The sequence below is a fragment of the Streptomyces sp. NPDC047315 genome (genome assembly GCF_040643215.1).
Taxonomy (GTDB): Bacteria; Actinomycetota; Actinomycetes; order Streptomycetales; family Streptomycetaceae; genus Streptomyces.
The window spans coordinates 97,755-110,545 of sequence record NZ_JBEYTZ010000016.1 but is presented as its reverse complement, the minus strand read 5'-3'; the positions used below and the strand labels follow the sequence as shown (position 1 = coordinate 110,545).

Below are 12,791 nucleotides of genomic sequence, written 5' to 3'. Positions count from 1 at the left end.
CACATCCACGAGTGGAACGAACGGAACTCCCATGCGACTGATGCGTGTCGGCGCGGCCGGCAGCGAGCGGCCCGTCCTGCGCGACGCGGACGGACGGCACTACGACCTGTCCGGCCTGACCGACGACCTGACCCCCGAGTTCTTCGCCGCGGACGGGCCGGCCCGGGTGGCGGCGGCGCACCGGACCGGTGCCCTGCCGTCGATCGAGGTGGCCGGGGTGCGGGTGGCACCGCCGATCGCCCGCCCCGGCGCGGTGCTCTGCATCGGCCAGAACTACGCGGCCCACGCGGCCGAGTCGGGCGCCGAGCCGCCGGCCGAGCCGATCCTCTTCTACAAGGGGCCTAACTCGCTGGCCGGGCCCGAGGACGACGTGTTGATCCCGTCGGGCTTCGAGCAGACGGACTGGGAGGTCGAGTTGGGGGTGGTGATCGGGCGCCGGGCGCACCGCCTGACCGCGGACGAGGACCCCCTTGCGTACGTCGCGGGTTACGTCCTCAGCAACGACGTCTCCGAGCGGGCGGTGCAACTCGGCGCCGCGGGCGGCCAGTGGTCCAAGGGCAAGATCTCGCCGACGTTCAATCCGCTCGGCCCCTGGCTGGTCACGGCGGACGAGGTCGGCGACCCGCAGCAGTTGCGGCTGCGGTCCTGGGTCAACGGGGAGCCGCGCCAGGACTCCACCTCCGCGGACATGATCTTCACGGTCGCCGAGATCGTGCGCCATCTGTCGCAGTACGTGGCCCTGGACCCGGGTGACCTGGTGAACACGGGCACCCCGCAGGGCGTGGCGCTCTCCGGCCGGTTCCCGTATCTGCGGGCGGGCGACGTGATGGAGTTGGAGATCGAGGGTCTGGGGCGGCACCGCAACCGCCTCGTCGACGCCTGAGCCGTCGGGGCCCGTCAGCCCTCGATCCCTCAGCCCTCGATCCCTCAGCCCTCGGTCAGTCAGCCCGCGTAGGGCAGCAGCGGACGGCCGGTGACGCCGGGGCGCACGGTGAACACCGCGCCCGCCGCCGGGTCCTGGTCGTCGGCGAGCCCCTGCCGGGAGGTGGTGACGTACAGCGTCGCCCCGTCGGCGCCGCCGAAGGCGCAGGCGGTGACCTGACGGGCGTTCACCTCGACGACGGCGTCCAGGACGCCGTCCGCGGTGTACCGGTGGACGGCCGAGCCGCCCCAGAGCGCGACCCACACGCCCCCTTCGGCATCCAGCGCGATGCCGTCGGGGGCGGCGTCGTGCGCCGCGATCGTGACCCACGGCCGGACGTCGTCGAAGCGTCCCGTCGACGGCTCGACGGTGACTTTGGCGACGCAGCCGGTGGCGGTGTCGACGTAGTAGGCGAAGGTGCCGTCGGCCGCCCAGACCAGCCCGTTGGAGATGGTGGCGCCGGTGTGCACGACGGAGGTGGTGCCGTCGGGCGCGAGCCGGTGGACGTCGGCCGCTTTGGGCCTGGCGTCGTAGGCCATGCTCCCGCAGTAGAACGCGCCGTCGGGACCGCAGGCGCCGTCGTTCATCCGCACCGTGGTGTCCCGCCACAGCTCGGCGCCGCCCGTGACCGTGCCGTCCGACTCCAGGGTCGCGAAGCCGCGCTCCACCGCCACGACGAGCCCACCGGCGGTGCGGGGGCGCCAGGCCGCGAGGACGTCCCCGACGTGCCGTCGCTCGGCCACGGTGCCGTCGTCGGCGAAGGTCACGAGGTCCCCGGCGAGTTGGTCGACGACCCGCAGCCGTCCGGCGTACGGATCCCAGCCGGGACCCTCCCCGTGGTGGGTGACGACCCCGCTCCACTGCTCGGCCCGCACGGGGCACCCCTTTCGCACCGGCCCGCCAGGGCCTTTTCTTCGCTGCGGTACGGCGATCATACCGAGGGGTGCCGGCGCTCCGGCGGGGTGCGGGCGCGCCTCACAGCGGGGTCCACGCCACCCCGCGCACCTGGGGCTCCTGCTCCACGACGGGGCTCCTCGTGGTCAGTTCCAGCCGGGTGTCCCGCAGCCGCTGTCCGCGCAGCCCCACCTCGTTCGGGACGATCCCCATCAGGGCGCCGCCCAAGCCGCCGAGGAGCATCCGACGCCACAGCCCGGGGGCGTCCGCGGTGAGTTCCTGCTGGACGAAGGGGACCGCGACACCCGCCACGGTCGAGGTGCCGACCGTCACCAGCGCCTGGCGGCGCGACAGGACGGGGTCGATCCGCCTCTGCGTGATGCCGCCGGCGACCTCGACCTCGACGTCCCGGGTCGTCTGCTCGGGCCCGAGCCCCAACGCCCTGCTCGCCCCGGTCGTGAACTCCCCCACGGCGCCGTAGATGAGCCCCGAGACCGCTCCGACGTACGCGCCCTGGGCGGCGGCGCTCGCCGGGTCCTGTGCGTCGATGAGCGCACCGACCGCCCCGGACCCGGCTCCGAAGGCGGCGCCGCCGCCCACGCCCGCCCCGATCCGCAGCGCGCCTCCGGCCAGGGTGCCCGCGAGCCCGCTCTCGAAGACGGCCGCGGAGGTGGCGGTGGCGACGAGTTCGCCCGCACCGCCCATCAGGGCGCCCGACACCGCACCGAGGAGCCCGAGCAGCAGCGTCCGGCCGATCGCCGCACCGGTCGGCATCGACGCCTCGGCGGAGGAGATCGCCCCTTCGATCAGCCCGACGGCAGCCCCGATGGCGGCGGCCAGGGCCACCACGAGCCAGGCGAAGCCCCCGGTCGGGTCCACGAAGAGCTGCGGGCTGTTGGCCGCGTAGAGGTAGGGGCTGGCGAACTGCCCGTTCGGGTCGGGGCCGAGGAACCTGCCGACCCCGGGCGCGTACAGCCGCTCCGGGAAGGCGTACAGCGCGAGCTGCGGCTCGTACTCCTGGCCGGTGTAGAGGAAGACCGGCACGTCACCGGCGGTGCGCACCACGGTCGTCTCCCCCCACGTGCCGTAGCGGAAGGCGGCGGCGACCGTGCCGTCCGGTGCCAGGACCGCGCGGGTGGAGCGCAGGTGGTCGGCGATCAGGAACCGGGGTCCGCCGTCCGGTGGGCAGATGCAGCCGGGTCCCGTGGGGCCGTGGACGTAGAACGTGGGCCGTGTCTCGCTGCTGGCCAGGAGGGCGCCGTCGGCCGCGTACCAGTACAGCCGCCGGTCGGTGGTGCCGCTCTCGGTGGACTCGCGCAGTACCCGGGCTCCGCCGGCCGACGTCGTCCAGGTCAATCGGGTGCCTTGGTGAAGTGCACCGTCGGGGAGGCCGGTGACGGTGTCGTAGCTGAGCCGGGCTCCCGGCGCCGGGGCGGTGACGTTGCCGTTGCGGTCGTACTGGAAGACCTCGGGGCTCGTGCCGTCGACCGTGGCCAGTCGGTTGGAGCCGGTCTCGTAGGCGTAGTCGCTCGCGGCCGAGCCCTTGAGCACGCGGCGGATGTTGCCGTTGGCGTCGTAGTCGTACCGGAAGGTGGTGGGCTCGCCCGCAGCGTCGCCGGATTGCCCGTCGTTCACCTGCTCCGCGACCGCCGCGAGCCGGCGCACGTCGTCGTAGGAGAGCGTGCGGGTGGTGTGCCGGCCGGACCAGTGTTCGTACTCCTGCGTCTGCGTCGGTGCGCCGTCGGGCGCGTGCTGGAGCGTCTGGTCGAAGACGGTCCCGTCGGTGAGCCCCGTCAGCCGCCCGGCGCTGTCGTACGCGTAGGCCTGGCGCAGTCCGGCGCCGGTCGGGACGGTGCGCTCGCTGACGCTCCCGTCCGGGTGGTAGGCGTATCCGCCGAAGTCGCCGGCGCCGGCCGTGCTGCCGATGGCGGTGACCTGGCCGAGCGCGTTGCGCTTGTAGTACGCGTCGTGCCGGGCGCCCGGCGCCTGCTGCCGGATGCTGCTCACCCGTCCCGGCCCGTCGTAGCCGTACTGGACCGTCCGGGTCGCCGCGTCGTAGCCGGGGACGGTCAGCGACTGTTGGGCGAGGCGGCCCTCCTCGTCGTACCGGAACGTCTCGTGCACCCGTGCCGCGTCGTCGGCGGCGGCCTTCGCCCGCGCGTCCGTCAGCTTGGCCAGGAGCGCGGGGTCGGAGCCGTCGCCGTCGTAGGAGAACCTGCGGCACCACTGCGCGGCGCCTGCGGAGGCCGGCCACCGGGGGTCCGCCGCCGCCCGTGCACCGGCCTGTTCCCAGGTGTCGGCCTTCAGGTCGGCGAGGCCCTGTTCGGTGATCCGTCCGAGGCCGTCGTAGAGCACGTAGACGAACGTCCCGGCGCCGGCCTGTTCGGGGTTCTGCCGCAGCCGCACCCGTCCGGAGGGGCCGTAGTGGGTGCGGACGGCGCCCGGGCCGGCTGTCTGGCCGGGGTCCCCGAGGTCGGGTGTCGTGTGGGCGACGACCCGGCCCAGGAAGTCGTGTTCGAAGGTCAGCTTCCAGTGCTGCGGGTCGCCCTCGTCGCACACCGCGTCGGCGTTGGGCAGCACGACCCGGGCGAGGCGGCCCGCCGGGGTGTAGTGGAAGGTCGTGGTGCTCGTGGCGTTCGCGGTCGATCCGATGCGACGGCTGAGGAGTTGGCCGCGGCCGTTGAACACCTCGGTGCAGGAGTGCCCGCCGGGATCGGTGGTGGTGCGTTGGAAGCACTTCCCGGCAGCACCGTAGTCGTGGCGCGTGGTGCGCCGCCGCTCGCGGGGCACCCTGGGGTCCACGGACAGCTCCCTGCCGGGCAGCCCCCGCTCGACCACGCGTCTTCCCGGGTCGGCGCCGTACACCGTGCGCAGGAAGGGGTATCCGGCGTCGTCGGTCGGGCCGCCGCCTTGTGGACCGTAGTACTGGGCCACCCGACCGCCGATCGTGCCGGTGCCGTCGAGGTCGATCGCGCCGACCAGTTCGGGCCAGTAGCCGAAGGCACCCGGGGCGGCTTCGCGGGGTACCGGTTTGGTCTGGACGACGGGTCGGCCGAGGGCGTCGTAGTGGGTGGCGGTGACGGTCCAGCCCGGCCTCGCGAAGGAGTGGTGCTGTACCGCTCGGCCGGTTCCGTCGGCGAAGGTGACGGTCAACTCGGGCTCGGCGAAGGCCAGGAAGCCCCGGAAGGCGACCGGGCCCCGCGCGCTGAGGCCGACCGCCCCGGAGACGGAGCGGCCCATGTCCCGTTGGAAGAGCTGACGACCGTCGACGAAGAACAGCACCGTGTTTCCGGAGCCGAGCAGCATCCAGTCGGCCGCGCCCAGCCCCTTCAGCGGGGTGCTCTCGATCGTGTTCTCCGTGGCGTCGATCAGCTCCATGGCCTGGGCGGCGGGGTCGTAGCGTACGCCCACCGGCCCCAGCAGGAGGGTGACGGGATCCGCGAGCCGGCCCGCCGGCAGCACCTCGACCCGCGCCGCGGCCGGGGTGAACGCGCCGGCCCGCAGGCGCATCGTGTCGGTGCCGGCCCCTTGGTGGTGCAGGGTCCGGGTGGGGAGGTCCACCGTCCAGGCCGTCGCGTCCGGCACGTCCCAGTGGCGGGTCAGATCGGTGGCGACGAACTCCCCCCAGAAGCCGCCCTGTTGCGCGGGCGTGGTCTTGACGCTGGCGTTGTACGTCCCCTCGCCCTCGGCCCCGGCCTTCTGCGGGACGTGCAGGACCGTCGCATCCCGCACGCCACCGGCGGCGGAGCTGACCGCGCGGACCTGCCGGAAGCGGTCCAACAGCCGCCGCTGTACGGCTCCGGACTCCCGCACCGTGGCGAGCACCGCCCCGGTCGGATCGTAGACCGACGCCGTGAACGCGCAGTCCTTCGGAGCGAACCGCAGCAGGTCCAGGTGGGCGGTCTGCCCGCCCGTGTTGACGAGTTGGACGTCGACCACCGAGTCCTGCGCCGGCCCGCCGCGGGACAGGTCGACGGGAACGCTGAACGGCCGCCACGCGCCGGCGGTGTTCGGCAGCGGGCCGTCCCACTGCGCGCGGACGCCGCCGTCCGGCGCGGTGAGGGTGATGCGGACACCGGTGCCGCCGTCGGCGCTGCGCACCGAGCCCGCGATCAGGTACGTACGGCTCTGGTCCGTCGGGCGGCGGGTGAGCTGCGGGGCGTCGGTCGGCGCCGTGCCGGCCGGCAGCGTGAGGCAGCGCCGTCCGGCGCACGGGTCGTCGTCGGTGAGCACGAGGCCGCCAGCACCCCCGTTCGGGGTGCCCCAGCCGGGGTTGACCTCGTACGCCTCGAATCCGTAGAAGCACGCCTCACCCGCGGCGGCGCTCGCGCCGTGGAACGTCGCCACCGGGTAGCACGCGCTGCGGTCGTACACCACGGAGGTGGGGCGGCCGTCGGCGTCGAGGACTTCGGCGGGGAGCAGCCCGGCCGGCGTTCGGGCGGTGGTCCGCGACGCGGTGAGCCACTGGGTCGGATCGGGCTCGGCGTCGGGGAAGTGCGCCGGGTCGCCCGTGCCGAGCCAGCAGTAGGTGGCACCCGGTGCCCACGCCTGCGGTCCGCCCGCGGTCGGGTACTCGTGCCACAGGGTGAGGTCGACGGAGGTCACCGCGACGGCGCTGGTCTTGCTGGTCTTGGTGACCCGGGCGGGCTGCGACAGGGCGTGCGCCGTGCGGGTCCACTCGGCGTAGGCGGGGACCTCGTGGGCGTAGGTCGTTTCGGTGGTGAGGGTCTGCTCCGTCCCCGCCGCGTCGTGGTCCTGGCTGACGGAACGCACCAGCAGCCCGCTGTGGGACGCGTAGTGGTGCTCCGTGCTGCGGGTGACGCCGTCGCGCAGGTCGCTGACTTCGCTGAGGCGGACCCAGGACCCGGGGACGTAGGCGTACTCGCCGCCGTCCTGTTGTGTCGCCTTCTCCTGGACGTCGTAGACGTAGGTGCGGGAGGAGACGAGCGCGTCGTCGTCGGAGTAGGTCCGAAGGCGCAGGAGTTGGCCGTTGAGGACCTCGGTGTAGTTCACCGGCGCGCCCGGCGGATACTGCTCCGGTACGTCGCTGGCGACGCCGTTCGAGAACCAGGAGACGCTCTTTCCGCAGCCCTTGCCGGCGGTGGTGGTCACCTGCCGGTGCTGCACCAGGCGCTGGACGGGGTCGTACGAGGCCGCTGCGAGGTCGTACTGGAAGTGGGTGGTGCGGGCGCTTGCGGGGTCGCCGGTGTGGCCGTGCACGGCCACGGAGACCACGAGGGTGGTGCGGACCGGTTTCGTCGCGGTGTCCGCGAGGACCTGGTGCAGGTGGATCGCGCTGGCTTCGTCCAGCGAGGGGTCGCCGGCCGGGTAGGTGGCGAAGCCCTGGGCGCCGGCGAGCAGCCGTCCCGGCGCCGGGTTCGCTCCGGCCGTGGTCCGCTCCCCGGAGAGCGTCTCGTCGCCCACGACGGTCCCGTCGGCGAGGAAGGCGACCCGGAGGTCGGGGCCGTCCTGGGTCAGCACGTACTGGGGTGCCGCGTTGCGGACGGTGTCGTGTGCCGTGCCGGGGAGGTGACCGGCCGCGTCCGTCCACCGCCGGCCGGCCGTGTCGGTGCGCAGGTCCCCGCCGAGGCACAGGTAGCGGCCCTGGAGCGAGGGTGGGCCGGCGCTGTCGGGAAGCGGCTGTTCGGTGAAGGACCCGGCGGTGGCCGCCGCGGGATCGAAGGCGATCAGGGTGTTCCGCCGGGTCTTGGCGTCCTGGACGACGGCGCAGTCCTCACCGTAGGCGAATCTGAGGTCGGCGCTGGCCTTGGCGGTGCGCCGGTGCTCCAACCAGTGCGCGTCTGCCTGGCCCGGGTCGCCGCCCTGGTAGCGGATGACGTTGCCGCAGTTGCCGATGAGCGTGGTGGTCACGACGGTGTCGAAGACCGGCAGGACGGGTTGGCCGCTCTTGTCGAGCGGTGTCGTGTAGGAGAAGGTCTTCGCCTTCGGGCCGAACCAGAAGCGTGCGTCCCAGGTCAGCGGGGACAGTGCGTAGTCGGCGGTGAGTGCGGACTGGTTCCAGCCGGTGAGGTGGGTGACCACGACCGCGGTCGCCGCGGCGGTGAGCGTCAGCGGGAGCGGTGTGTCGGGCTTCGCCGGCTCGATGACGGTGAGCTGCGGGGCCGTGGTGCTCGGCTCTGCCCACTCCCCCGTGGTCCCGGCGGGGTCGCGGTGCGCCAGCGCCAGGTGGAGGGTGCCCGGGCCGGACGCGCCGGTCGGGGGGACGTAGCTCCCGGCGACGTAGAAGGTGGGGCCGCCGGTGAGCACCACCCGGGGGTCGTGCCCCAGGGGGAGGTCCGGCAGTTGGGGGAGCTTCTCCCAGGTCCGGGTCTGCCAGCGCCACTGCCATCCCCAGAACGGGTTGCCGCGGTGGGCCGGGTTGGCGAACACCAGGAAGTCGTCGCCGGCGGTGACGTGGCTCTCGACGACGGCCGCGGTGAGTTCGGTGCTCACGTCCTGGTCGGTCCACTGGCCGAAGCGTCGGGGGTCGGGCCGGTAGGCGCGGGTCGTCTGCCGGTGCGCCTCGGTCCAGGTGACGCAGAAGTACTCGGCCTGTGCCTCGACCCTCGGGCCGTCCCCGGTGATCTCACCGGCCTTCAGCGGCGGCGAGGTGTACTCGGCCCAGCTGCCGAGCCAGCGGTAGGCGGAGACCGAGACCGTTCCGGACTTCCGGTCGTGCCAGGTGACCACGGTGTAGTCCGGGCCGAACCACACCCGCGGGGTGCCTTTGGCGCGGCCGGGGACGGTCTTGCGCAGGGGTAGGTCGGGATCGCCGGCGTTCGACGGGAGGTCCTGCTCGGCGTAGGCGTAGTCGGCGCGACCGCCCTCGGGGTAGGTCACGGAGCGGAGGGCTCCCGGCAGCGGCGCCGCATCAGAGGTCGCGTCGTGGTAGGCGAAGACGTGGCCCGGTGGCGCGTTGCCGTCGGGCGTCCGGGTGGTGACCGCGGTGAGGAACCGCTTCGCGAACCGCCGGCCCGTGGTCGCCGCGGCGGGCGGCATCTGCTGCACCTCGTAGGCCAGTTCGACGGTGAACATGGCGGCGCCGTCGCCGTCCCTCGCGTCGATGCGGTCCAGGTACCGGGTCTCGTACCGGCTCTGGAAGGCGTTCGGCACCAGCGCGTCTCGCGCCTGGCTGAGCGCGCGGTGCGGGTCCCCGTACTCGTCGACCTCCTTGTCCTCGTAGTGGAGGGTGACGGTGCGTCCGAAGACGTCGGTGACGGTGGAGAGGTAGCTGGCCTTGGTGTACGCGAGGGCGCCGCTCCGGCCGCCGACTTCCTGTTCGACGTTGGCGTACGCGTAGGAGATGCGGTCGCCGGTCAGGTTGCGCACCTCGACGAGGTTCCAGCCGACGGCGTAGCGCCGCTGCCCCGACGACACCGCGCTGGGGCCCGTCCAACTGCCCCAACCCACCGCCCAGCGCACTCCGCCGGATCGGGGGTCGCCGTCACCGTACCGGTAGGTGGTGCCGTCCTCGTGGACGATCTCCCAGGTCTCGTGCGTCTCGTCGTAGGTGATGGTCCAGAAGGTGTGCAGTCGGGTGGCGTAGTGGCGCCGGCCCGCCTGGTCCGGGCCGGCGATCGGTTCCAGTCGGGTGGCGCGGCCCGCGGAGACGAGGAAGAACCGGTGGCTGGAGCGGATGGCGCTGCCCCGGTCGTCGGCGACGATCGCGTCCACGGGCAGCGTCCAGCCCAGTCCGGTCGTCCCGGTGGGGTGGTCCACGTTCCAGCGTCGGGCCCGCTCCAGCACGTTGCTGTCGTAGACGGCCCTCAGGGTGACGTCCAAGCCGTTGCGGCCGGGCAGGGTCACGAGGTCCAGGGGGTGGTTGACGGTGCCTCTGAACAGGTTCACGTAGTTCGCGGCCTGGCCCGCGTCGGCCTGGTCGAACTGGGCGGCGTGCGCCGCCGGCACCGACGTGTCGACCGTTGACGGGCCGAGGGCTCGGGGCTGGTTGTCCACGGTCGTCTCACAGGGTCGGCGTCGTCACCTTGCGGTGCGGGTTTCGGGGATCGGGTGCGCCGCGGTCGCGCGGTCGAGGTCCGCCGTGCTGAGCGGCGCCACCTGACGGGGCACGACGGTGACCTCGCGGGAGTCCGTCGGCCGCAGGCCGAGCCGGTGCCGTTGGTAGAAGCCGTCGTCGACGTGGTGCAGTTCGAGTTCCGCGTCCGTCGGCCCCGGGTGGCAGTACACCAGCGGGGCTTCCTCGGGAACGGCCATCACGGCGGCGACCACCCGTGGCTTGGGGCCGAGGTTGGGCGGGGAGGTGTGGAAGGTGGCCGGGTGCATCAGCACCGCCTGGCCGGCCCGCGGCAGCACGTGCGTCACGTACCGCTCGTGGATCAGCGGGGCCAGCGCCGGATAGGGGAAGACGCCGGGCTGGCGGGGGTGGGGGTTGAGCCGGTGGCTGCCGGGGACCACGCCGAGGGGGCCGTTGTCGTCCGTGACGTCCACCAGGGGGCACCAGACGGTGACGCTGGGCAGGTGGCGCTCGTCGACCACGCTGAAGTCCTGGTGCAGTTCCATGCCGCTGTGCGGGGATGCGGGGCTCTTGGCCACGAACCCGTGGTGGACCGGGCGGAAGGAGGCGAGCCGGCGGCGCAGGGGCCCGTCGAGCACCGCGGCGACGTCCCGGTCCGCCGCTGCTCGGGCCTGGACGTCGCCGCTGGTGATCGTCGGGCTGATGCCCGCCCGGTGCGTCCCGGCGTGGGCGCACTGCCAGCGGCGCAGCAGTTCCCCGGCGGCGTGCGGGGACAGGAGGTCGACCAGGACGTACCCCCGGTCGGTGAACTCCTCGTCGAGGCCGGCGTCGGCCATGACTTGTCGGGCCATGCGCTCTTCCCTGTCGCTGGGGTGTCGATGACGTCGTGGGGCGGGGGGTGACGGTGGGGACGGACGGAGGCGGACGGAGGCGGGAGGTGTCGGCTCAGGCGGTCGTGGGAGGGCGCCCGGGTGCAGCGCCTGCGCCGGGTTCGGTGAGCGCGCTCAGCGCGGTGGCCGTGGTGATCAGGCCGGCGTCGTCGCGGTAGCTGCGGCCGAACGCCTGCGGCCCGCCGGTCCGCTGGTCGGGTCGGGTGACCCGGAGACTGGGCATGCCGGCCCACCGCCCGTCCGGACGTTGCTGGCCGAGCAGGGCGTCTTCCCATTGTTCGACCCGCGCACCGCCGCGCAACCGCTCGACGCCCAGGGCGCAGGCGAGTGCGAACGGGGCGTTCGGCGGCGGTTCGGGGAGGGATCGCGCGCCCGGGCCTGGTCCGTCGGCGCAGTGAAGGTCGACGTGGTCGAGTTCGCCGCGGTCGAGTTCGCCGCAGTCGTTTTCGCCGCGGTCGAGTTCGGTCAGCAGGTGCAGGACGCGGTAGGTGGCGTAGGGCCCCTGACTCCACCAGTAGGCCGGCCATCCGCCGTCCGCGCCGCGGCTGTCGCGGAGGTAGCGCAGCAGGGCGCCGCGGCGCTCGCGCCGCGCCTCGTCCGGCAGGGCGAGGTAGGCGAGCGGGGTGACGTCCGGATGCGCCGCGCCCCAGCCGTCCGGTCTGCGGAAGGTGGCGCAGCCCCCGCAGTCCTGCCAGTGCGCGAGCACCAGTGCACGGTCCTCGGCGGGCATCGGGCGTCCCAGGGCGCGCAGCAGGGCCAGGGCGAAGGACGTGCTGTCCGCGTCCGGCCCGGTGGTGCGGTTGTACCCCCAGCCGGCGGGGTACGTGCGGTTGCCGAGCAGCCAGTCCGCCGCCCGGTGCGCCGCGTCACGGGCGACTTCCCGTGCCGCCGGCGCGGTGGTGGGCCGGTCGGCGGCCTCGGCGAGCGCGTGCCCCACGTATCCGGTCACCCACTGGTCCGATCTGCCGACGGGCAGTTCGTAGTCGACCCACGAGCCGTCCGGCCGCTGTGCGGCGGCCAGGGCGTGCACCGCGTCCGTGACGGCGACGGTTCGGCGCGCGGGGGTCAGTCGGCCGCGGGCGGGGTCGGCCTTGAGGTACGCGTTGACGCGCACGTCGCCCCGGACGCCGAGTCCGAGTCCGAGGAACGCGGGGTCGACGTCGTGGCGGTGCAGGGTCTGCCTCAGGGGCAGTTCCGGCAGGCCGAACCGGGTCGTCAGGTCGTCGGCCGCCGCGCACCACTGTTCGCCGGTGTACGGGAGGCAGTGCGCGCAGACGTCGGTCTTGACGTCGGTGAGGGCCCCGTCGGCGATGCTCACGCCCACGTTGAGCAGGAGGCCGGTCCGCGGAACGCCGTGCTCGCGCAGGACGGCGCGGAGGAAGGCGGTCATCGGCTCGGCGGTGAAGGCCGGGACTCCCAACGCGGCCAGGGGCGTGTCGGTAGAGCGGAGCCGGAAGTAGATCTTCGCCCGGGCGTCGGCCGGTGACGTGCCTTCGAGTCCCACGCTGGCCGGCTCGGCGGCGCTCCCCACCCGTTCGACCAGGGCGAGGGCCTCCCGGGGAGCGGGGAGGATCCGGGTGAGCCAGTCGCGGACCACGGCGAAGCGGTCGACCGTGCCGTACGGGGCGAGGTCCGCGTAGCAGGCGGCGCCTGGGGACCTGGGCGATGCCGCGATCCACACCAGGCCGTCCCTGAAGTCGGCCAGTGTGACCCCGTGCGCCGGGTGGGAGCCCGGCGCCGGGACGACGGCGTCCATGGTCCGCCCGGCCGCCTCGGCGAGCTCGGGGCCCGCGTGGGCGGCGAAGGTGCGGCGCAGGGCGGACCTGGCGAGTGCCCATCCTGCGGCGAGGTCGGCGACTCCGGCGGAGGGGTCGGCGATGATGCGCGAGCGCACCCCTGCCGCCCCGGTGGACAGCGACAGTTGCAGCGGGCTGCCGTCGCGGTTCAACCGGGACGGGAAGCGCCCGTCGAGGCCCCCGGGCAGCTGCGGCAGCAGTCGTTGGAGCAGGGCCCGGTTCGCCGCGCCGGGGGCGTCGGCCGCGACGAGGCGTTCGACGGCCAGGTGGAGGCGTGAGGAGCGTACGGATCGCATGGCGTGGGGGGGTGGGGG

Annotated in this window: 5 protein-coding genes; 1 reads left to right on the top strand and 4 read right to left on the bottom strand. The window is 73.9% G+C overall.

Features of this window, described 5'->3' with window-relative positions:
• The first annotated feature begins 31 nt into the window (after positions 1-31).
• Complete coding sequence (locus ABZ842_RS20045) at positions 32-883, top strand: fumarylacetoacetate hydrolase family protein (RefSeq protein WP_361538197.1); 852 nt, start codon at positions 32-34, stop codon at positions 881-883.
• A gap of 59 nt (positions 884-942) precedes the next feature.
• Here the strand turns inward: ABZ842_RS20045 and ABZ842_RS20040 are convergent, their stop codons facing one another.
• The 4 genes from ABZ842_RS20040 to ABZ842_RS20025 all read right to left on the bottom strand — a co-directional run bounded on the left by ABZ842_RS20040 (position 943) and on the right by ABZ842_RS20025 (position 12,773).
• Positions 943-1,797, bottom strand: coding sequence for an SMP-30/gluconolactonase/LRE family protein (locus ABZ842_RS20040; RefSeq protein WP_361538195.1), 855 nt, complete (start codon positions 1,795-1,797; stop codon positions 943-945).
• A gap of 100 nt (positions 1,798-1,897) precedes the next feature.
• Positions 1,898-9,772 (bottom strand): RHS repeat-associated core domain-containing protein, encoded by a 7,875-nt coding sequence (locus tag ABZ842_RS20035; RefSeq protein ID WP_361538193.1) that lies wholly within the window; start codon positions 9,770-9,772, stop codon positions 1,898-1,900.
• 24 nt (positions 9,773-9,796) lie between these two features.
• Entirely contained in the window at positions 9,797-10,642 is an 846-nt protein-coding gene (locus ABZ842_RS20030) for a phytanoyl-CoA dioxygenase family protein (RefSeq protein ID WP_361538191.1), read from the bottom strand.
• A 94-nt stretch (positions 10,643-10,736) separates the two neighbouring features.
• Positions 10,737-12,773 carry a hypothetical protein gene (locus ABZ842_RS20025; RefSeq protein WP_361538189.1) on the bottom strand — a complete coding sequence of 679 codons (2,037 nt, stop codon included), beginning with the start codon at positions 12,771-12,773 and terminating at the stop codon, positions 10,737-10,739.
• Positions 12,774-12,791 lie beyond the last annotated feature (18 nt).